Genomic DNA, 20,503 nt, shown 5'->3' with positions numbered 1-20,503 from the left:
TGCGGGGGACGGTCGCACGAGGCCGCGGCGGGCACAAGCGCCGCGAGCGAGCAGGCGCGGGCCCGCGCGAGCGCGAAAGTGCGAATTCACGCGAGCACGATGGTGACGGCGAGCCCGACGATTCGCAGGGGTCGGCAATCGTATCAGGGGTCCCGCCGATACGACGGATGCACGGCGCCGGTCGGCGGATACCATTCGTCGTGGGTGTGACGAAAACCCAATCGCAGCAGCACCCGGCGCGACGCGTCGTTGTCGGGGTGATGGCCGGCGAACAGGCCGCGCGCCGCGAGCGAACCGAAGGCGAACGCGACGGTCGCGGCCGCCGCCTCGCGGGCCAGACCGCGGCCCCAGAACGCGCTGCGGAGGTGAAAGCCGAGCTCGTACACCCCGGGCGCGTGCGGCCTGAGCCCGCAACAGCCGACGTGCGACCCATCGTCGCGGAGGAACACCGGCCAGTACTGCAGCCCGTGCGCACGGCCCTGATCGATCTCCGCGGCCAGGCGGGCGGCGATCTGCGGCCCCGTGAACGGCTCCGCGGCGATCCTCGCCGTCACCTGCGGGTCGCCCCACAACCCGCGGGCCAGCTCGAGGTCGTCGGGCGTCCACCAGCGGAACACCAGTCGCTCGCTCGGCCCGGGCAGCGCTTGGCTGGTGTTGGACACGGCCGCAGCGTATCACGACCGGACGAGCAGGCGCGGGCGCGTCGCAAGCAAGAAGCTCGCCGGTGAAGCCCGTCGACGTCCTCGGGCGCCGCGAGCATCCGTCACTGCAGGTGATCGGGAGTTGAGCGGCGCTCGAGCGATTGCCGCGACGATTCGGTCCGGCCGGCAGTGCGGTGGAGGACGGTCGGCGAACTCGGCCCATCGGGCGCGCCGGCGGGTGCGTGCTATGCATCGATCGATGCCGCGGATCCTCCTCACCGGCGCCACCGGTTTCGTCGGCCGCGCGGTCCGGCCGGCGCTGCTGCGCGCGGGCTGGCAGATCCGCGGGCTCAGCCGTGACGTCGGCCGCGCTCGCGCTCGCTGGCCCGAGCTCGAGTGGGTCGCGGGCGACGTCGGCGATCCGGCGGTCTGCGCCCGCGCGCTGGCCGGCTGCGACGCGGCGCTGTACCTGGTGCACGCGATCGGCGAGGGGCCCGACTTTCGCCGCCGCGAGGTCGAGGCGGCGCGGACCTTCGCCGCCGCGGCCGCCGCGGTCCCGTCGATGCGGCGAATCGTCTACCTCGGCGGCGTCGCGCCGCGCGGACCCGGGTCCGAGCATTTGCAGAGCCGGCTCGAGGTCGGCGAGGCGCTGCGCGCCGGTCCGGTCTCCGCGATCGAGCTGCGCGCCAGCATGATCGTCGGGCACGGCAGCCTGAGCTGGCTGGTCGTCCGCGACCTCGCCGCGCGCCTGCCGGTGATGGTGCTGCCGCGCTGGCTCCGCTCGCGCACCGAGCCGGTGGCGATCGACGACGTCGTGGTCGCGCTGATCCGGGCGCTGGAGCTCGACCAGTCCGGCAGCGCGTGGTTCGACATCCCGGGCCCCGACGTGCTCACGGGCAAGCAGATCCTCGAGGAGACGGCCCGCGTGATGGGCCTGCGACGGCCGCGTTCGCTCGACGTCCCGCTGCTCACGCCGCGGTTGTCGTCGCAGTGGGTCCGCTTCGTCACCCGCGCCGACTGGTCCGTGGCGCGCAACATCGTCATCGGCCTGACGAACGACTTGCTGGCGGAGAGCGACCGTTTTTGGGGGTCGATCGATCACCGCGTCCGGCTGTCGTTCGCCGAGGCGGCCCGGCGCGCGCTCGCGGCCGAGGAGCGCGAGGGCGTCCCGGTGCGCGGCCCGTGGGGCGTGATCGAGCGCCTGCTCGCCGCGCATTGATCATGCTTATGTTTTCGAGCGCCGAATGGAAGCATCATCAAAGGCGAACGATATGCTCATGCTCATTCGCGCTTCATTGAGCATCATTCGTGCCAGGGCTCCCACTTCGTGTGCAGGCTGACGAGCGCGCCGGTGGCGCCGGAGAGCTCCGCCTTGTACGTGGTGCCGCCGGTGAGCTTGAGGCCGGGGTCGTTGTCGTAGTGGCGGCCGACCCACGTGCCCGGCTTGATGATGTCGGTCGAGCCGCGCTCCCACCAGCACTCGAGGTCGCAGTCGAAGAACTCGCAGGTCCGGCGGCACTTCCACCAATCGGTGGTGAACGTCGCGTCCTGCGTGCCCTCGCGGCCCTGCATCGCGACCGCCTCGTATTCGCCGGAGCCCATGTCCGACGTCGATTCGGCCCACTCCCAGCCTTGCGTGCAGTGGCTGCGCTCGGGGCGGGTGCAGAACGTCGCCTTGAACCACTGCTGCTCCCAGTCGTCGCGGGTCGGCGAGACCGTGGCGACCGGCAAGGTCGGCGGCGTGACCGGCTTCGGCGACGGCGACACCTCGTCGACCTCGCGTTCGGCCTGGCGGTCGAGCGCCGCGGCGAGCGCGGGCGGCGGCTCGCGGCCGGGCGCCAGCCTCGCCCACACCTCGGCCGCGCCCTCGCGCATCAGCTCCGGCGTCACCGCCTGCTTCGGGTCGTCGACGCGGCCGCGCTCGACCACGCTGATGAGCCCCGGCTCGAGCTCCTCGAACATCACCCCGTGCCCGCCGCCGAGGTCGAGCTCCGCCAGCACGCGCGGCAGCCCGGCCGGCGGGGTCGACGGCGTGGACACGGGCTCGGCCTGCTCCGGCGCCTCGGCGGCCGGCTCGTCGGCGTCGCAGGCGGTCAGCGCGACCGAGAACAGAATGGCGGCACGTCGGTGCATGCGTCCTCGCGGGTCGCGCCCGGCGCGACGCGGTGACCTTGACACCCGAGCAGCCCGGCGCAAGCGCAGATCTGCGCACCCTGGCGGGCTCGGCCGAAGAGCGGCCGATCGGGGGCGATCGCACCTGCCCGCGGGTCGCCGCCGGCGACACCTCGCGTTTCGGCGTCGATCGCGGCCTCGGTCGCCGGCCGAACGAGCATGCGGTGATTCGCCGTTTCCCCGCGACGGATCGGCGTATTCCACATCGGCGTTCTCGAGCTCGCTGGGCGCGACCGATCGAAGCCACCCTTTTCGCGCGGTATCACCCACGAGGCTTTTTGCCCACCATCTCGCCGCAGCCTCGCCGCAAAACGACCCGATCGCCGTCGGCGGGATCGATACGTCAATCGATCGATGTTCACCGAATCGCGCCTTGCACTACGGTCCCGAGTCTGTCATTTTCGTGGCCTCGCAATTTGCCGGCGGTCTTGCGGCCGTCGTCGGCGGATCGTGTTTGCAAGGGCCGCAGGCAGGGAAAACATGGCAGCCTATTTCCGCTTCACCGACACCAATGGTCAGCCGCGCTTCGTGATCGAGCTGAATGACGAGGCCAAGATCGCGCACGCGCGCAAGATCCTCAGCGGCGAGGAGACGCACCGGATCCACATCCACGGGCGCATCATCAAGCGGCCCGTCCCCTACAACCCCGGCTGGTCCTTCCACCTCGACCCGCTCACCATCGATTTCTTCGAGGTGGCGATCGAGGTGTGCGACGCGAGCATGCAATACGTCGAGGACCACCTCGACGAGGCCGGCGGCGCCTTCCTGCCCGGCGGTCACTGGTGCCCGTGGTCGTCGCGGCTGGTCGACGAGGTCCGGCCGGGCTAGACCGGATCGGCCGCTCGCCGTCCCTCGCAGGACCGTACGTGCATTCGCGGTCCAGCGAATGCACGCAGTCGGCCTCTTTTTCAAACCGGCACGACCGGTCTCCCCCGTCTTTTCCATTCGGTCCACGCGATCTCTCGGACCGCGCCCGACTGCATTGGGATGAACAAGCGACTCGCTGGAACAGACCACGAGGCCGTCGCGGTACGCGGTCGGCCTCCCCTTTCGTCCTGCGGTGTTCGGGAGGCGCGACGCGCGTCAAGTCGGAGCCTCTCCGCCCCGCTTCACCGCGAAGCGCAGCCCGGCGGCCCGCAGGCGCTCGATCAGCAGCTCGCCGCAGGCGGCCGCCGTGGTCGACACGCCGCCTGTACTTTGGCACATGTCCCGCTGTAACACGAGGCAAAGCGCCGTCTCGCCGGCCATCTTGGCGGTCTCGTCGTAGCCCGGGTCGCCGCCGGAGACCTCGGCGATCACCGGCGGGTCGTCGCCGGCGCGGCCGACGAAGGTCACCTTGAACCAGCTCTTCGCGCGGACCTCGGGGCTCGGTCCGCTGCCCGGCGGGTTCATGCGGGTGAGCAGGCGGCGCACCGGGCCGATCTTGGCCGCGCCGACCAGCGCGCCGACGCCCGCGAGCGCCAGGCCGACGTGGTAGATCCGCGGCAGCGCGATGTAGTGCGCGTAGCTGAACTCGGGCCCGTAGTCGCCGCGCAGCCGGGCCGAGCGGCGCGCGATCACCGGGTCGATGGTCGGCAGCGGCACCGCCCAGCGAGCGAGCTCGCGCTGGTAGTGGATCGCGGGCCGCTTGCGTCCGCGGCCCGGCTCGCTCCGCGGCTTGCGGGGCGACGGGGGCGAGGTCAGCACGCCGAGCGCGGAGGCGAGCGTGCCGCCGGAGAACCGGCCGCGGCCCTCGAGGTAGCCGGAGATCGTCAGGGGGCGGTCGCGCGGGAGAGCGCGTGTGGTCCAAAGCACCCCGAGATCGGTGGGGATGCTGTCGAAGCCGCAACACGGCAGCACCAGCACGCCGCGGGCCCGCGCGGCCTGGTCGTGCAGCTCGATGATGCGGTCGACGAACGCGGGCTCGCCGGTGAGGTCGAGGTAGTCGGCGCCCTGCTCGACGCACGCGCGGACCACGGGCTCGCCGTAGCGCACGTAGGGGCCGACGGTGGTGAGCACCACGCGCGTACCCGCGGCCATGCGCGCGAGCGCGGCGGGATCGCCGGTGTCGGCGACGACGATCCCGACCTCGCGCCCGAGCTCGGCGGCGACCTCCGCGAGCTTGCCCGGCGACCGCCCGGCGACGGCGATGCGGACCTCCGGCGGAGCATGAGCCGCGAGATACGCGGCGCACAGGCGGCCGACGAAGCCGGTGGCTCCGAACACGGTGATGTCCCAGTCTCTCGCGGATGCAGCGGGCGGCTTCACCGCGCGAGGATACCTTGTTTCTCGCGCGCGCCCCGGCGATACACTCGCCGGGCCGTGAGCCACTATCTCGTCGTCGAACACCTGCACGACGGCGCCGTGTTCTCACTCGACCGCGCGCTCGACACCACGGACAACCGCCCGGTGGTGCTGAAGCGGCTGCCCGCGGCCCGCAGCGACCCACACGAGCGGGGCCGGTTGCGCCGCGAGTACGAGATCTTGCAACGCCTCGACCTGCCCGGGGTGGTCCGCGCGCGCGCCCTCGAGGAGGAGGACGGCGAGCTGCGGCTGGTGCTGCTCGACTTCGGCGGGCACACGCTCGACGCCCGGCTGCGCCGCGGGCCGCTGGCGCTCGCCGAGTTCTTCGACCTCGCGGTCCAGCTGGCCGACATCGTCGACGCCGTGCACCGCCGCGGCGTGCTGCACAAGGACATCAAGCCGCGCAACATCCTGGTCGACCACGCCGGCCAGGTGCAGGTCATCGACTTCGGGATCGCCTCCGAGGTGCCGCGCGAGCTCGCCGTCGCCAGCCCCCCGCGCGTGCTCGAGGGCACGCTCGCGTACATCGCCCCCGAGCAGACCGGGCGCATGAACCGGCCCGTCGACTCCCGCAGCGACCTCTACTCGCTCGGCGCGACCTTCTACGAGATGCTGACCGGCGCGCCGCCGTTCGCCGGCCACGACCCCGTCGAGCTGGTCCACGGCCACATCGCCCGCGCCCCGCGGCCGCCCGGCGAGCTCGCGGCCGGGGTGCCGGATGTCCTTTCGGACATTGTCCTCAAGTTACTGGCCAAACAGGCAGACGACCGCTACCAGAGCGCGAGCGGCCTGCGCCACGACCTCGAGCGCTGCCGCGAGCGCGTGCGAGCCGGCGAGGCGCCGACGCGCTTCCAGCTGGCGACCCGCGACGCGCCGGCCCGCTTCGAGCTGCCGGCGCGGCTGTACGGGCGCGAGGCGGCGGCCGCCGAGCTGTCGCGCGCCTACGCCAGGGTCGGCGCCGGCGCGGCCGAACTGCTGCTGGTCGCCGGGCCGCCGGGGATCGGCAAGTCGGCGCTGGTCCACGAGCTCGACCGCGAGATCGCCGGCCGCGGCGGCCGCATGATCGCCGGCAAGTTCGAGCAGCTGCGCCGCGACCAGCCCTACAGCGCGCTGCGGGCCGCGTTCGCGCAGCTCGTCGAGGGCATGCTCGCCGACTCCGAGGAGGGCCTGGCGCGCCGCACCCTCGCGCTCGAGCGCGAGCTCGGCCGCCTCGCCGGCGCGCTGCTCACCCTCCTGCCCGAGCTGCGCCCGGCGCTGCCCCGCGCCGGCGCGGCCTCGGCCGACGGCGACTCGCCCGGGGCCGCCAGGGGCCGGCTGCACCGGGCCGTGCGCGCGTTCGTCCGCGCCTTCGCCGACCCGGCCGCGCCGCTGGTGCTGCTGCTCGACGACCTGCAGTGGGCCGACTCCGCCTCGCTCGAGCTGCTCGGCGCGCTGCTGACCGGCGAGAGCACGCCCGGCCTCCTGGTGATCGCCACCGTCCGCGACGAGGCCGTGACGCCGCTGCTGCAGTCGACGCTCGAGGCGCTGGCCGAGGTGTCGCACCGCATCGACCTGCGCCCGCTGACGCAGGGCGACACCCAGGCGCTGCTCGCCGACGCCCTCCGCCGCGCCCCGGCCGAGGTCGCGTCGCTGGCGGCGCTGGTCCACGACCGCACCGGCGGCGTGCCGCTGCTGGTCGGCGCGTACCTGCGCGACCTGGCCCACCACGACCTGATCGCCTTCGACCGCGAGCGCGCCCGCTTCGTCTGGGACGAGGCCGCGATCGCCGGCGCCGCGGTGTCCGCGGATGTCGTTACGGTCATGGTCGAAAGGACACGTTCTTTGGGACAGGCGACGCGCGAGGCGCTCGGCCGCGCCGCCTGCGTCGGCGGCGAGTTCGACGCCGCGCTGCTGGCCGACCTGACCGGGCGCCCCGAGCCGGAGGTGACGGCGGCGCTGGTCGAGGCGGCGCGCTCGGGCCTGATCGTCGCCTGCGGCGGGCGCTGGCGGTTCTTCCACGACCGCGTGCAGCAGGCGGTCGAGTCGCTGCTGGCCGTCGGCGAGCGGGCGGCGATCCACCTCGCGCTCGCCCGGCGCCTGCGCGGCGGCGACGCGGTCGACGAGCGCCACCCGCGGCTGTTCGAGATCGCCGACCACTTCAACGCCGCGGCCGGCCAGGTCGAGGACGCGGGCGAGCGGCGAGCGCTGGCGGAGATCGATCTGGCGGCGGCGCGCCAGGCCCGGGCTTCGGGCGCGTTCGCGGCGACCACGGCCTACGCCGCCGCCGGCGCCGCGTGGCTCGCCCCGATCGCCGCCGACGCGCCGCAGACCGCGTTCGCGCTCGACCTGCTGCGCGCCGAGGGCCTGTTCCTCACCGGCGAGCACGCGGCCGCCGAGGCGATCCTCGCGGCGCTGCTCGAGCGGGCCCGCGAGCCGCGCGAGCGGGCCCTCGCGTGCGAGCTGTGGGCCACGCTCGACCTCCACCTCGGCCGCCTCGAGGCCTGCGTCGACCGCGGCCTCGTCGGCCTGCGCGCGATCGGCTTCGACAGCCCGCGCCGCACGGGCCTGCCCGGGGTGATGGTCGAGTTCATGCGCACGAAGTCGGCGATCGCCGGGCGCTCGCCGACGACGCTGGCCGACCTCCCGCCGCTGCGCGACCCGACGGTCAAGCTGGCGCTGCGGATCTACTTCGTCATCATCGGCGCGGTCTACCAGTTCGACATGATGACGATGATGGCGATGACCATGCGGGCGACCCGCCTGTCGCTGCAGCACGGCACGTCGAGCCTGTCGGCCGCGCAGTTTTTGAGCTACGGGATGCTGCTGGCGATCGTCCAGCGCGACGCCAAGATCGCCGACGACTACGGCCGCTTCGCCCTCGAGATGCTGGCGCGCTACCCGGACCGCGGCGTCGAGGCGGTGGTCAAGTTCCTGTACGGGGCGATGATCCAGCCGTGGAAGCACGCGTTCACGCGCTCGCTGCCGATCTTGCGCGAGGGCCTGCAGGCCGGGCTCGACTCGGGGCAGCTGATGTACGCGGGCCTGTGCGCGAGCACGCTGGTCAGCACGCGCATGCAGGCCGGCAGCCCGCTCGAGCAGGTGCGCCTCGACCTCGAGTCCGGGCTCGCGCTGGCCCGCGCCGCCCACGTCGCCAGCGCCATCACGCACCTGCAGACCGGCGCCGCGGCGTTCACCGCCCTCACCGGCGTGGCGCTCGAGGTCGGCCCCGCCGACCCGAAGCACGAGGCGGACTACATGGTCACGCTGTCGCGCGCGGTCCAGGGCGCGCAGCTCCACTTCATCTTCGGCCGCATCGACGAGGGCCTGGCCGACAGCGACCGCGCCGAGCCGAGGGCCGCGCGCGAGCTCGGCCAGGCGCCGCTGTACGCCGACCACGTGTTCTTCCGCGCGCTGCTGCTGGCCCGCCGCGGACCCGCCCCGGGCCCGATCGGCGCGCTGCGGCTGCGCCGGGCGCTGCAGTCCGCCGCCGACAAGCTGGACGCCTGGAGCCGCGGCTGCCCGGCCAACTTCGAGGCCCGCGCCCACCTCGTCCGCGCCGAGCTGCACCGCGTCGCCGGCGACGGCGCGGCCGCGCTGCAGCGCTACGAGGCCGCGCTGGCGGCCGCGGTCCGCCACGCGCGCCCGCACGACGAGGGGGTCGCCTGCGAGGTCGCGGCCCACCACTTCGCCCGCGCCGGCCTGCGCGACGCCCAGCACGTCTACCTCCGCCGCGCGCGGCGGGCCTACCTGCGCTGGGGCGCGCTGGCCAAGGTGCGCGCGCTCGACCAGCACCACCCCGGCCTCGACCGCCGCGGCCACGACCCCGACCTCGACGCCTCGCTGCCGCCGCGCGCCACCGACCTGCCCTCGCGGACATCGAGCTCCGAGCCGACGCTGAGCCGCGGCGGCCAGCACCTCGACTTCGCCACCCTGTTCAAGGCGACGCAGGTGTTCGCCGACGAGCTCGACCTCGGGCGCCTGCTCGCCGCGGTGATGCGCCTTTTGGTCGAGGACAGCGGGGCCGAGCGCGGGGTGCTGCTGCTGGCGCGCGGGGCCGGGCTGGTCGGCGCGCACATGTACGTGGCCGAGGGCGACCGGCACACGCCGCTCGGCGACGTCCCGCTGGCCGAGCTCGCGGTCGTCCCCGAGGCGGTGGCGATCCTCGCCCACCGCAGCGGCCGCCCGCTGGTCGTCGACGACGCCGAGGACGACCCCCGCTTCGCCGCCGACCCCTACGTCCGCCGCGTCCGCCCGCGCTCGCTGCTGGCCGCCCCGCTGGTCCACGGCGGCGAGCGCCTCGGCGTGCTCTACCTCGAGAACAACCTGGTCGCCGCCGCCTTCAGCCCCGAGCGCAGCGAGACCCTGCGCCTGCTCGCCGTCCAGGCCGCGATCGCCATCGACCGCGCCTTGCTGTTCGGCCGCCTCGAGGACGCCCGCCGCGCCGCCGAGGCCGCCAGCGAGGCCAAGACGCGCTTCCTCGCCAACATGAGCCACGAGCTGCGGACCCCGCTCAACGCGATCCTCGGCTACTGCGAGATGCTGTCCGAAGAGGCCGACGAGCGCGGCTACGACGGCATGCTCGCCGACCTCGACAAGATCCGCCGGGCCGGGGGGCACCTGCTGGCGATCGTCCGCGACATCCTCGACCTGACCAAGATCGAGGCCGGGCGGATCGAGCCGGCGCGCGAGCCGATCGACGTCGACTCGTTGCTGCGCGACGTCGTCACCATGGCGCTACCCGACCTGACCCGCGGCGACAACCGGCTGGTCTGCGACTTCGCGGCCGACCTCGGCGTCATGCTCGGCGACCCCACCCTGGTGCGGCAGATCCTCGTCAACTTGCTCGGCAACGCCGCCAAGTTCACCGCCCGCGGCGAGGTCACCCTCCGCGCCGTCCGCTCCGCCAGGCAGGTCCGCTTCGTCGTCGAGGACACCGGCATCGGCATGACCGCGGCCGAGCTGGCGACCGCCTTCGAGCCGTTCGTTCAGGCCGACACCTCGTCGACCCGCCGCTTCGACGGCGTCGGCCTCGGCCTGACGATCTGCCGCCGCCTGGCCGAGGCGATGGGCGGCAGCCTCACCGCCTCCAGCGAGCCCGGCCGCGGCTCGGCCTTCACGCTCGAGCTGCCGACCGGCTGACGCTCGGCCGGCTGTCCGAAAGCGCATGTGACCTGTCCTCGCGGACATCTCGGGCCTGGCGGCTGGCTCGCGCGGGCTTCGGCGCGCGGCGCTGCGACGCCTCGCCGACGTGCCGCGCAGCGAGCGGGCCGGCAGCCCGCTGCGATCGACCTCACTTCGCCGCGGGCGCGACGACGAGCGGGTCGTCGGGGCGCGCAAGATCCGAACGGACCTGCCTGAGTGGCGGCATCCGTGCCTCCCCCACGGCTCGCGGCGCCCAATCACTCGACCCGTCCGAAACGACATGTGACCGGCATCATCGCCGGACGCTCGGCCGCGCGGGGCCGAGCCGCCTCATACCTGTCTCCAAGGACATGAGCTCACGGCGCATCGCTCCCGGCGCTCGGGCCGTCGCGGGCAGCCATCTCGCGCCCGCCGCAGCTCCACGCGCAGCCACCTCACACCTGTCCTCGAGGACATACCGTGACCGCGGCGAACGCAGCGCGCTCGGCCGGGCGGCCCTGCCTCCCACCTGTCCTGGAGGACATACCGCGGCCGCGGCGGGCGCAGCGCGCTCAGCCTCGCGGCGCCCGCACGAACTGCGTTACTCGGGGGCAGGCGGGCGCGAACGGGCGGCGGCGAAACGCGGGCAGGCGCACGCGGGGCGCGACCCGCTCGGTCGCCCCCGCGCACATCAGGACGGCTTTATCTAGAGTGTCGGGCTAAGCAGGAATACACGTTAAGGAATAGGACCGAATCAGACGGCGATCGAGGGAGTGGTGGCCATCGGGCTGCGGAGCGCGTCACCGAGGCGGGCGGCGACCTCGTCGTCGGGCAGATCGATCCAGTCGTGGGAGATCTCCGCGTGCACGCGGGCGTACGCGCGCGGCGACAGGGCCTTGCGCAGATCGCTTAGGGCGCGCGGCGGGGCGACGAGGATCACGCGCTGGGCCCGGCGGTCCCCCACGCCGCGGTCGACGAACGCGGCGACCTGGCTGCTGAACTCGGTCTCTGCCTTGTCGCGCGGGTTGCTGCGCGGCTCGAACGCGTGGCGGCCGGACGTCCCGGCGAAGCCGCGCGAACGGCCGGGCCGGTCTTCACCGACCTCGTGGTTGAGCTCCCGCCCGCTCGTGAATCCGTCGCCGAACGGGCGGGTCAGCGCGGCGCCGGGTGACTCCTGCACCAGGATCCGGCCGCGCGAGCCGTCCACGAGCACGATCCATGTCGGAGTGTAAGGCTTCATGGCCGAACCCTGATCGCGGTAGCCCCCGGCCGCCACTGGAAAATTCCGGGCTGAGCGATGCCGCGCCACCGGGGCGGAGGCCCCGACATCTTGGTGAAGGCAGCCGGCCGGCGGCCCCCCGCCCGGGCGGGCTCTACGGCTCCTCAGGGGGTGCCAGCGGCGGCTTCAGGCAGATTTCACAGACCTCGCCGCACTTCCTTCTATTGACGAGTCGTTCAGCATAATGTACGCCTGAAGGGCCGAGGAAAACGATGAGCGCCGCCCTGCCGCACGCCCCGCTGTCCCTGCTGAGCCCCTCGTCCACCCCGGTTGCGCTGCGCCTGGACGGCGTCACCAAGCGCCACGGCGCCGGCGGCGACGCGGTCGTCGCGCTCGACACCATGTCGTTCACGGTGAAGAAGGGCGAGTTCGTGTGCGTGGTGGGGGCGTCCGGCTGCGGCAAGTCGACCATGCTGAACTTGGTCGCCGGGCTCGACACGCCCTCGGCCGGCAAGGTGACGGTGGCCGGCGAGCGGCCGGCGCTGATGTTCCAGGAGTCGGCGCTGTTCCCGTGGCTGAGCGTCGAGGAGAACGTGGCCTTTCCGCTGCAGATGCAAGGACTGTCGCGCAAGGCCCGGGCCGCGCGGGTGGCCGAGCTGCTGCGGCTCGTCCACCTCGAGAAGTTCGCCCACCGGCGCCCGCACGAGCTGTCGGGCGGCATGAAGCAGCGGGTCGCCCTGGCCCGCGCCCTGGCCCAGCAGGCCGAGCTGCTGCTGATGGACGAGCCGTTCGCCGCCCTCGACGCCATGATGCGCGACCACCTGCACAGCGAGCTCGAGGCGCTGTGGCAGAAGACCGGCCTCACCGTCGTGTTCGTCACCCACAACGTCCGCGAGGCGGTGCGCCTCGGCGACCGCGTGCTCCTGCTGTCCTCGCGGCCAGGTCGCCTCGTCGCCGAGTACCAGGTCGACCTCGACCGCCCGCGCCGCATCGAGTCGCCCGAGGTCGCCCGCATGGCCCGCACGATCACCGACCGCCTGCTCGAGGCCGCCCGTGCCGCAGCGTGAGCTCGCCGGCGACGCGTCGCACGCCCGCCCTCACCTGCACGCCCTCCCCGGCGGCGAGGACGGCGGGCGCGACAAGAGCTCCGATGGACATGTCCTGATCGACATGCCCGAACGGCAAGACGCCGAGGACCCGCTGCGGGCCGGCCTGCGCGCCGCGGTCGAGGGCCCGACAAGCACGGCCGAGCGCGAGGCCGCCGGCGGCGTGAAGCCGGGCCGTGGACGCGCGCTGTGGGCGGCCGCGTGGCCCAAGCTGGCCGCGGTGGCGCTGGCGCTGGCGCTGTGGGAGCTGGTAGTGCTGAGCGGCTGGCGGCCGGAGTACGTGCTCCCGGGCCCGGGGGCGGTGCTCGCCCGGCTGTGGACCGACCTGCTGGCCGGCGACATCGGCGTGGCGGCGGCGATCACGATGAAGCGGGCGCTGCTCGGCTACGCGATCGCGCTGGTCACCGGGGTCGGCCTCGGCCTGGTGCTGGCGCGGGTGAAGGTCCTGCGCACCGCGGCGGGCTCGCTGCTGACCGGCCTGCAGACGATGCCGAGCGTGGCGTGGTTCCCGCTGGCGATCTTGCTGTTCCAGCTCAGCGAGGCGGCGATCCTCGCGGTCGTGGTGCTCGGCGCGGCGCCCTCGATCGCCATCGGCCTCTTGACCAGCACCGACCAGGTCCCGCCGCTGCTGGTGCGCGCCGGCAAGGTCATGGGCGCGCGGGGCCTCGCGCTCTACCGCCACATCATCATCCCCGCCGCCCTGCCCGGCTTCGTCGCAGGCCTCAAGCAGGGCTGGGCGTTCGCCTGGCGCAGCCTCATGGCCGGCGAGCTGCTCGTCATCATCGGCCACGCGCCCTCGATCGGCGTGCGCCTGCAGTTCTCGCGCGAGCTCAGCGACGCCGAGGGCCTGCTCGCCTGGATGCTCGTCGTCATGGCGCTCGGCGTCCTCGTCGACGGCCTGGTGTTCGGCGCGCTCGAGCGGAAGATCCGCGAGGGCCGCGGCCTCACCGCCGAGCACGCGTGAGGCTCCTTCTTTGATTATAGCTGCGTCAGCCGCAGCATGAAATCCAGCGTCAAGCCGGCGATGCCGTCGACCTGAACCTCCCAGGTGCATGCCGCCAGCGGCAGCTCCTGCGTCTCGCCGCCCTTGAGCCGCTTGTAATCATAATACTCGGGCGCGAGCTCACCGGTGTCGACGCAGTCGACCGGCATGAGGCGGAGCCGCCCCCCGCCCGCCTCGAATTCCGCTCGCACCATTTTGGGCTGGGCGAGCGTGAAGCAATGGCTCCGCAACGTCACCGCGTCGATTTCCCCCGCCGGCCCAGTCGTGTGCGGCGCCTCGCAATCGACTGTATCGGAGAATTCCAGCGTCGAACCCGTCCATGGCAAGGCGCGCGCCGGATCGCAGGGCTCCGACCAAAGGTATTCCGTCGCAGCGGCGCTGCGCCAGGCGCTGTCGGCCTCGGCGATCGAAAGCCCGAAGTGCGCGGCGAACGCCTCCTCGTACGCATCTCCCCCCAGATACCGCGGATCGTTGAGGAACGCCACCAGCGCGGCATCGCCGTAAGTCGTCCGCAACCAGGACATGAAGTGGCCGGCGGTGGGATAATCCTCCGGGACGAATTTTCCCTCGCCGCGCGGAAGGGCCGCCAACATCGCGGGCCCGCGCTCGAGAGTACTTGGCAGTGCAAGCTCGGACTGCAGGTGCCAGCGAAAGCCCGACAGCACTTCCGCGAGTCCTTCCTCGAACAACCACGACCCGACGCTGCCGGGTTTGCCCTGGCTGTGTCGAACAGCATGCACGAGTTCGTGAAAGATCGAGGCGCTGGTCGCGTATACTCCACTCGCCCGGGCGCATCCGCCCCAAGTCCCTCCGCAGCCGTCCTTGACCGCAGAGTGGCCGTAGAACACCGAAATTTGTGGAGGCGGGTCAATTCCGAGGAACGCCGACACACGTTCCACCTGGGCATCCATGATCTCCAGCGATCCGTCACAGAGCACCTCGCCGTCGTACAGTTCGACGTCGAGGTGCTCCGTGACGTACCGCGGCCGTTCCGCGTCGCCGCAGGCCACGCAGCCGAGGACTGCCCAGTGGCCGATCCAGCGACGCGGGGGACTCATCGGCAGGTCCTCGCGTAGGTGATCGCCGTGGCGTCCAGATGCCCGTCGGAGTCCTTCGTCACGAGAGCGATCATGTGCGAGCCGTTGGGCAGGACCACGTCCACAGTCGAGCCCGTGGTCACCAGGGTACCCGGAACCCACCAATAGTGGGAGAAGCCAACCACGTCCGGGATCGTCTCTGCGTTCTCCTCGTCGCCGTCCTTGCCGATGCGCAGGAAGGAGCTGTCATTCCAACAGCGCGTCACCCAGCCTTCCTCCACTGAAGGGCCACACGCCATCCTTTCGATCGGAGGAAGGCCGCCATCAGTCGGATCTTCCGCGCCCGTGCTCGAGGCCGAATCCGTACCATTCGAAGTTTGACCGGCCGAGTCGGTCGTTTCGTCGGGCCACTCCGGGCCGCAGGCCGATACGATCAATGCGGTACCGAGGCACGCGAGGTTGGCAAGCACAAATTTGCGATTATCCATCCATACTCCCTCGACGCCTAGAGGCGTTCACCTGATTCGATGTTCGTCAGACAGGAATCGTCTGACCCGTAAAATTTCCACGATCGGATGGGCAGGCGCAAGGCTTTCGACATCTACGCCATTGTGAGACAAAGGCGCAAGACGAGTTGGTGGCCCCAATGACAGTTGGGAGCCAATCCTGGGGTTGCTCCACGCAATTACCATCGGCACAGCCCGGATCAGCGCATTTTTCGTTCGCGATCCCAGAGCATGGCGATCGCCGCACGGACGCGGCATCCAAGGTGCTCCAGCCCCACAACAAGAACCGCGGACTCTCGCCCTCGGCTCTCCGATTTACGCCCGCGATCGCCGCAAACGGCGATCCCGAGGATCGCCGAATGGTTCACTGCCGTGCTGGCCCCGCGGATCGCCAGGCCCGACATCATCGCCAGGTCGCCGGCCACGTCGACCATGTCTTCCTCGCCGGGGTGATGTACCAGGTCGCGCGGATCTCACCGCCGAGCACGCGTGAGTGTTTATCGAAGCTGTGTCAACCGCAGCGTGAAATTCAGGGAGGAGCCGGCTACGCCGTCGCTCTGACCTTCGAGGCGCTTCTTGCGTCTCGTCGGCCGTGAGCCGCTCGTAATCATGGTACTCGAGTCGAGCTCGCCGGTGTCGACGCAATCGCTCGGCATGAGGCGGAGGCAGCCGCCCACGTCGAGGTCCACTCGCACCATTGTATTGCGGCGCCTGGCAGGCGACCCTGCGCGCTCCGACAGGGCGACGAATCGGCGATCCGCAACCTCGCAGGGTCCGATCAGCGCGTGTTCTTGATGCTACCGCCGGGCTTGTCGAAGCCGAGCTTGCGGCAGGTCACGCTCCGCGGGCCGCCGTCCCAACCGTTCGACTCCGCAGCCGGCACGACCGGATGCAACTGCCCGCCCTCGGCCTTGCATTCGTCCTCCGGCTCGCCGTAATGCCAGCAATCGTTGCCTTTCACGCAGACCCCCTCTTGCTCGCACCCGGCGAGAAAGAGCCCGAAACCGAGCAGAATGACGAAACGCGAGCGGACGGCGAGGACCATCTCGGCTTGTACGTACCCGACCGCGGGCGTCCATCGGGCCGGGCTCTTCGAGGGGATATCCGCCGAGCGTCTCCGGGGCCGGAGGTATCCGCGAAAATGGCCGCCCATGGGGTCGGGCGGCCGCGCTCTCATGACGCCCGCGATCGCCTCAGACGGCGATCCCGAGCATCGCCGAGTGCTTCACCGCGGTGCTGGCCACGCGGATCGCCAGCCCCGACATCATCGCCAAGTCGCCGGCCACGTCGACCATGTCTTCGTCGCCGGGGTCGATGTACCAGGTCGCGCGGACCTCGGCCCCGCGGTTGGCCCATTTCTTCAATCGTCGCAGCAGGGCGAGCAATTGCGGCCGGGTGGCCGCGCTGAAGAACGTCAGGCGCAGCTCGAACACCACCGACGCGGGCGGGGAGGCGACCAGCGCGTCGACCCACAAGATCAGCGGGGCATAGAACAGCGCGGCCTCTTCGGGGTGGCTTTCGCCCTCGAGGCGTAGAAGCCCCAATTCGCCGTCGAAGTCCACGCCGGGGTGGGAAAGCTGCCGGCCTGTGCAGGCAAGTAAAGGCGTTCCGCGACCAAGAGACCCCTCCTTCGCGCCACGATCACCGAAAGCCCAGGTCTGGGCAAGAGCCCCCAACCGTGGGGCCCCCTAGGCTCCAGATCCGCAGAACTCCTCCTCTGCATGCGCGGCTACGCGCAGGCCCGCGAGCCGCGGGCGGAGGAGCGGCGGTGTACCTTCGGCATCACTCAGGAGCACGCGATGGGCGACGAGCGGACGTATCTCGAGCTGTCCGAAGAGGGTGGCGGCTCGCACAAGTTTTACGAGGTCATCGTCAGCGGCAAGCAGGTGAGCATCCGCTACGGGCGGATCGGCGACGCCGGGCAGAGCCAGAGCAAGAGCTACGCGTCGCCGGCCGAGGCCCAGAAGGAGGCGCAGAAAGCCATCCAGGGCAAGATCAAGAAAGGCTATGCGCCGGCCGTCGAGGGCGTCCGCAAGAAGCGCGCTGTGACCGAGCGGCCGGTGGCCACCAGCCGGGCGGCTGCGGCCGGCACCACCCGCGCCCCGGTGCTGTGGCGCTACGACAGCGGCGACCGCGCCTTCGGCGTCTTCGTCGACGACGAGCTGTGCTGGGTCGGCGACGACGACGGCCAGATCTCCGCGCTCGACCACGACGGCAAGGTCGTGCGGCGGATGAAGGTCCCCGAGGGCGTCATGAGCCTCGTGCGCGACGGGCAGTGGCTCTACTGCGGCTGCCAGGACGGCAAGGTCTACGACCTCTCCGGCGCCCAGCCCTTCGAGGCCTACGAGATCAGCGAAGACGTCAACATCCTCTGGCTCGACATCCACGACGGCTCGCTCGCCGTCAGCAGCAACGACGGCCAGGTCACCGTCCTCGACCACGACTGCGACAAGCTGTGGGCCAAGAAGAGTTTCAATCACGGCGGCTGGATGGTCCGCTGCGACGGCGCCGGCATCTACCACGGCCACGCCGACGGCATCACGGCCTACGACTGGGCCGGCAAGAAGCTGTGGGCCAAGAAGACCGAGGGCAGCGTCCTGTTCGGCTGGCAGGAGGACACCGAGGTCTACGCCGGCACCACCAGCGATCACGTCGAGGTGTTCACAAAGGCCGGCGTCCAGGGTCGGCGCTACAAGTGCGACGACAGCGTGTTCTCGTGCGCCGCCGCCCCCGGCGGCAAGTACGTGTTCGCCGGCGACAACGCCTCCTCGGTGTACTGCTTCGACCGCGCCGGCACGCGCCTGTGGAAGCTCGACACCACCTGCGGCTCGGCGCTGTCGATGCAGTACCACGAGGGCAAGCTCTACATCGTCACCGGCGACGGCGCCTTCGCCTGCATCGACGTCAGCGAGGCCGCGATCGCCCAGGCGCGCGAGGGCAAGGTGCCGGACCTCAAGCTCGTCAAGGCCGAGCGCAGCGTCCAGGTCGCGACCGTCGGCCAGGCGCTGCCGCAGGCCGCCGCCGGGGCCGCGGGCGTGCTCGTCGAGTGCGTCGAGGAGGGCGGCAAGGTCCGCGTGCGCCCGCTGTCGCCGGGCTATAACGGCGAATTCAACGTCCAGTTCCCGCGCGACATCCGCACGCCGGGCGCGCGCTACCTCGTCGACGGCCTCGAGCTGTCGGGCAGCGGCGGCTTCTACCGCGTGCGCGGGCAGATCCGCCTGGCTCCGGCCGGCGCGGGCGAGGCGGCCGGACCGGTCGTCGCCAAGAAGGTCGCCAAGGCTGCGCCCGCCAAGAAGACCGCGAAAAAGGTCCGCGCCTGATCGCGGCGCCCGTCGCGATTTTTCGCCGGCCGGAGCTCGCCGTCACGGCATCTGCGCCGAGCACCGCGGCCGATCACCCACCGCGTCCTGCCCGGGCCTCGTTGCATCACTCGCCGAGGCCCCCCGGATCGGTTCCTCACGCCCTCCGCCCGGTCCGCGCGGCTCGCTGCATCCACCTGCGCGCGCGGCCTCCTGCCCCGCGCTCCGCGCCTGTCCGCACCGCTCGCAGGACATGTCCTGAAGGACATTTCATTCGCCGCCTCACACGCGCGCCGCGGCGTGCGCTCGCGCCGACTCGGCGCCGCGCGCGACGGTTCGTGCGCGCGCACGCCTCGGTATACTCGCCGTCGCAGTGGCGGCCGTCGGCTACATCCTGCTGTGCCTCATCTGGGGTTCGACCTGGCTGGCGATCAAGCTCGGCCTCGACGCCGGCATGCCGCCGCTGCTCGGCGCCTCGCTGCGGTTCGCCATCGCGGCCGCGCTGCTCCTCCCGGCCGCGCGCGTCATGGCGCCGGCCTCCTTCCGCGACCGCACCGCCTGGCGGCTCGCGCTCCTGGTCGGCCTGCTCAGCTTCGGCTTCGGCTACGGCGCCACCTACGTCGCGGCGATGTGGATCCCCTCCGGCCTCGGCTCGCTGACCTTCGGCTTCTTCCCGTTCTGGGTCGCCGTGCTCGCCCACTTCATCCTCGGCGAGCGGCTCACCGTCGCCAAGCTGCTGGCCATCGTCCTCGGCTTCTCCGGCCTCGCCTTGCTGTCCTACGGCAGCCTGCGCGAGCTCGGCCCCGACACCGCGCTCGGCGTCGCCATCGTCACCTGCTCGGTGCTCGTGCAGGGCTTCCCGCAGGTCATGATCAAGCGCGACGGCAAGGACGTGCCCACCGTGTTCCTCAGCGGCGCCGGCATGCTGATCGGCAGCCTCGTCCTGCTCCTCGTCGCCGGGGCCGCCGGCGAGTGGTCGCGCCCGTTCCCGTGGACGCCCACCGTCATGCTCTCGGTCGGCTACCTCGCGCTGGTCGGCTCGATCGTCACCTTCATGATCTACTACGGCCTCCTCAAGCGCTTGAGCGCCACCCTCATGGCCCTCGTCGCCCTCATCACCCCGCCGATCGCCGTCGTCCTCGGCGGCATCTACCGCAGCGAGCAGCTGGGTACCCTCACCCTCACCGGCGGGGCGATCGTCCTCCTCGGCGTCGGTCTGTTCCAGCTCGAGGAGCGCCGCGTCGCTCGCCTGCGCCGCCGGGCCTGAGGTCGATCCGGCGCCTGGTCTTGCGGGCAGGCATCGCCGCGATGGTGCCCCCACGAGCCAGCCACGAAGGCGCGCAGCGGGCCCCGCCCTCCGCCTGCTTCCTGGCGCCCGTCGCCCCTTCGCGCCTCGCTCCGCGCTACGCTGGCGCGCGCCATGCCGACGATCGCCGCCGACCTCGAGATCGCCGCCCCGCACGCCGACCTGTTCGCGCTGGCCCAGGACTACGACCTCCGCCTGCGCTGGGACCCCTTTTTGAGGGAGATGAAGTTCCGGGACGGCGCCGGCGAGGCGGCCGTCGGCGTGCGCGTGTGGGTCCGCGCGCGCAACGGCCTGGCGATGGAGGTCGAGTACATCACCGTCAACCCGCCCGAGCAGGTCGCCATGAAGATGACCCGAGGGCCATGGCTCTTCAGACAGTTTTCGGGCGCCTGGCTGTTCAAGCCGCTGGCAGTCGACCGCACGCGCGTGGTATTCCGCTACAACTTCGCCGCCCGCCCCCGGCTCGCCGCCCCGGTGGTCGAGCCGATCGTCGCCCGCGTCCTGACCCGCGACATGCGCCTGCGCCTCGAGGGCCTGAAGCGCAGCGCCGAGACCACCGACATCCTCGCCGAGCTGCGCGCGCGCCGGTCCGCGACGCCGCGGTGACCCGCACGATATGTCCCTTTGGGCATGTCATGCCCGGCGTGGGTGCAACCGAGGGAGGGCGCCGCTCCTCGCGCGCGACGCTCGCCTCGACCTCCTCGCCCCGGCCGGTGACCCGCAGTCACCACGGCCGATGCGCTTCGCTCGACCTGTCTCATCAGTCAGGAACCTCGAACGACCGGGCTGAACCGCGAACCATCCGCACTGTCGCCCAGCGACCCCGCGCCA

The 20,503-nt window shown here is 71.9% G+C and carries 17 protein-coding genes; 8 read left to right on the top strand and 9 right to left on the bottom strand.

Going from position 1 to position 20,503, the window contains the following annotated elements:
• Positions 1 to 143: 143 nt before the first annotated feature.
• The gene (locus NAEX_RS22590) at positions 144 to 662 is read right to left on the bottom strand and encodes a GNAT family N-acetyltransferase (RefSeq protein WP_211302456.1); all 519 of its coding nucleotides are present in this window, start codon (positions 660 to 662) and stop codon (positions 144 to 146) included.
• Positions 663 to 900: 238 nt separating this feature from the next.
• Here NAEX_RS22590 and NAEX_RS22585 point away from each other — a divergent pair, with 238 nt between their 5' ends.
• Positions 901 to 1,860 carry an NAD(P)H-binding protein gene (locus tag NAEX_RS22585; protein ID WP_170135921.1) on the top strand — a complete coding sequence of 320 codons (960 nt, stop codon included), beginning with the start codon at positions 901 to 903 and terminating at the stop codon, positions 1,858 to 1,860.
• An 83-nt stretch (positions 1,861 to 1,943) separates the two neighbouring features.
• Here the strand turns inward: NAEX_RS22585 and NAEX_RS22580 are convergent, their stop codons facing one another.
• Positions 1,944 to 2,774: a hypothetical protein gene (locus tag NAEX_RS22580; RefSeq protein WP_096329544.1), complete on the bottom strand. Its 831-nt coding sequence runs from the start codon at positions 2,772 to 2,774 to the stop codon at positions 1,944 to 1,946.
• Positions 2,775 to 3,293: 519 nt separating this feature from the next.
• Between NAEX_RS22580 and NAEX_RS22575 the strand changes: the two genes are divergently transcribed.
• Complete coding sequence (locus NAEX_RS22575; protein ID WP_096329543.1) at positions 3,294 to 3,641, top strand: BP74-related protein; 348 nt, start codon at positions 3,294 to 3,296, stop codon at positions 3,639 to 3,641.
• Between the two features lie 255 nt (positions 3,642 to 3,896).
• Here the strand turns inward: NAEX_RS22575 and NAEX_RS22570 are convergent, their stop codons facing one another.
• Positions 3,897 to 5,060 (bottom strand): saccharopine dehydrogenase family protein, encoded by a 1,164-nt coding sequence (locus tag NAEX_RS22570; RefSeq protein ID WP_096333706.1) that lies wholly within the window; start codon positions 5,058 to 5,060, stop codon positions 3,897 to 3,899.
• A 54-nt stretch (positions 5,061 to 5,114) separates the two neighbouring features.
• Between NAEX_RS22570 and NAEX_RS22565 the strand changes: the two genes are divergently transcribed.
• Entirely contained in the window at positions 5,115 to 10,214 is a 5,100-nt protein-coding gene (locus NAEX_RS22565; RefSeq protein ID WP_170135920.1) for a protein kinase domain-containing protein, read from the top strand.
• Between the two features lie 736 nt (positions 10,215 to 10,950).
• Here NAEX_RS22565 and NAEX_RS22560 read toward each other — a convergent pair.
• Positions 10,951 to 11,436: a host attachment protein gene (locus NAEX_RS22560; RefSeq protein WP_143140242.1), complete on the bottom strand. Its 486-nt coding sequence runs from the start codon at positions 11,434 to 11,436 to the stop codon at positions 10,951 to 10,953.
• Between the two features lie 251 nt (positions 11,437 to 11,687).
• Here NAEX_RS22560 and NAEX_RS22555 point away from each other — a divergent pair, with 251 nt between their 5' ends.
• Together NAEX_RS22555 and NAEX_RS22550 are read left to right on the top strand one after the other, a co-directional pair.
• Complete coding sequence (locus tag NAEX_RS22555) at positions 11,688 to 12,482, top strand: ABC transporter ATP-binding protein (protein WP_096329540.1); 795 nt, start codon at positions 11,688 to 11,690, stop codon at positions 12,480 to 12,482.
• Complete coding sequence (locus tag NAEX_RS22550) at positions 12,469 to 13,485, top strand: ABC transporter permease (RefSeq protein ID WP_211302455.1); 1,017 nt, start codon at positions 12,469 to 12,471, stop codon at positions 13,483 to 13,485. The genes NAEX_RS22555 and NAEX_RS22550 overlap by 14 nt, the downstream gene beginning before the upstream one ends.
• 14 nt (positions 13,486 to 13,499) lie before the next feature.
• Here the strand turns inward: NAEX_RS22550 and NAEX_RS22545 are convergent, their stop codons facing one another.
• From NAEX_RS22545 to NAEX_RS22520, 5 genes are all read right to left on the bottom strand, one after another.
• A complete protein-coding gene (locus tag NAEX_RS22545; protein ID WP_143140241.1) occupies positions 13,500 to 14,582 on the bottom strand; it encodes a hypothetical protein in 1,083 nt (360 codons plus the stop codon).
• Positions 14,579 to 15,049 (bottom strand): hypothetical protein, encoded by a 471-nt coding sequence (locus NAEX_RS48115; protein ID WP_143140240.1) that lies wholly within the window; start codon positions 15,047 to 15,049, stop codon positions 14,579 to 14,581. The genes NAEX_RS22545 and NAEX_RS48115 overlap by 4 nt, the downstream gene beginning before the upstream one ends.
• Before the next feature lie 218 nt (positions 15,050 to 15,267).
• Complete coding sequence (locus NAEX_RS22535) at positions 15,268 to 15,501, bottom strand: hypothetical protein (protein WP_096329537.1); 234 nt, start codon at positions 15,499 to 15,501, stop codon at positions 15,268 to 15,270.
• Positions 15,502 to 15,845: 344 nt separating this feature from the next.
• The gene (locus NAEX_RS22525) at positions 15,846 to 16,112 is read right to left on the bottom strand and encodes a hypothetical protein (protein WP_096329535.1); all 267 of its coding nucleotides are present in this window, start codon (positions 16,110 to 16,112) and stop codon (positions 15,846 to 15,848) included.
• A gap of 148 nt (positions 16,113 to 16,260) precedes the next feature.
• On the bottom strand, positions 16,261 to 16,629 hold the full coding sequence (locus tag NAEX_RS22520) for a SiaC family regulatory phosphoprotein (RefSeq protein WP_170135919.1): 369 nt from the start codon (positions 16,627 to 16,629) through the stop codon (positions 16,261 to 16,263).
• Between the two features lie 159 nt (positions 16,630 to 16,788).
• Here NAEX_RS22520 and NAEX_RS22515 point away from each other — a divergent pair, with 159 nt between their 5' ends.
• From NAEX_RS22515 to NAEX_RS22505, 3 genes are all read left to right on the top strand, one after another.
• Positions 16,789 to 18,387, top strand: coding sequence for a WGR domain-containing protein (locus tag NAEX_RS22515; RefSeq protein WP_211302454.1), 1,599 nt, complete (start codon positions 16,789 to 16,791; stop codon positions 18,385 to 18,387).
• 352 nt (positions 18,388 to 18,739) lie between these two features.
• Entirely contained in the window at positions 18,740 to 19,633 is an 894-nt protein-coding gene (locus tag NAEX_RS22510) for a DMT family transporter (RefSeq protein ID WP_096329533.1), read from the top strand.
• A gap of 153 nt (positions 19,634 to 19,786) precedes the next feature.
• Entirely contained in the window at positions 19,787 to 20,278 is a 492-nt protein-coding gene (locus tag NAEX_RS22505; protein ID WP_096329532.1) for a type II toxin-antitoxin system RatA family toxin, read from the top strand.
• The last annotated feature ends 225 nt before the right edge of the window (positions 20,279 to 20,503 follow it).

This window comes from Nannocystis exedens, from assembly GCF_002343915.1.
GTDB lineage: Bacteria > Myxococcota_A > Polyangia > Nannocystales > Nannocystaceae > Nannocystis > Nannocystis exedens.
Note: the sequence above shows the minus strand (reverse complement) of the source record. Positions and strands in the feature narration are given on the sequence as shown.

Bases quoted from the DNA above. Each gene is read 5' to 3' on its own strand.
- NAEX_RS22545 (WP_143140241.1), bottom strand. From the start codon at position 14,582: ATGAGTCCCCCGCGTCGCTGGATCGGCCACTGGGCAGTCCTCGGCTGC.
- NAEX_RS22535 (WP_096329537.1), bottom strand. From the start codon at position 15,501: ATGGTCGACGTGGCCGGCGACCTGGCGATGATGTCGGGCCTGGCGATC.
- NAEX_RS22575 (WP_096329543.1), top strand. From the start codon at position 3,294: ATGGCAGCCTATTTCCGCTTCACCGACACCAATGGTCAGCCGCGCTTC.
- NAEX_RS22580 (WP_096329544.1), bottom strand. From the start codon at position 2,774: ATGCACCGACGTGCCGCCATTCTGTTCTCGGTCGCGCTGACCGCCTGC.
- NAEX_RS22555 (WP_096329540.1), top strand. From the start codon at position 11,688: ATGAGCGCCGCCCTGCCGCACGCCCCGCTGTCCCTGCTGAGCCCCTCG.
- NAEX_RS22585 (WP_170135921.1), top strand. From the start codon at position 901: ATGCCGCGGATCCTCCTCACCGGCGCCACCGGTTTCGTCGGCCGCGCG.
- NAEX_RS22560 (WP_143140242.1), bottom strand. From the start codon at position 11,436: ATGAAGCCTTACACTCCGACATGGATCGTGCTCGTGGACGGCTCGCGC.
- NAEX_RS22515 (WP_211302454.1), top strand. From the start codon at position 16,789: ATGCGCGGCTACGCGCAGGCCCGCGAGCCGCGGGCGGAGGAGCGGCGG.
- NAEX_RS48115 (WP_143140240.1), bottom strand. From the start codon at position 15,049: ATGGATAATCGCAAATTTGTGCTTGCCAACCTCGCGTGCCTCGGTACC.
- NAEX_RS22525 (WP_096329535.1), bottom strand. From the start codon at position 16,112: ATGGTCCTCGCCGTCCGCTCGCGTTTCGTCATTCTGCTCGGTTTCGGG.
- NAEX_RS22505 (WP_096329532.1), top strand. From the start codon at position 19,787: ATGCCGACGATCGCCGCCGACCTCGAGATCGCCGCCCCGCACGCCGAC.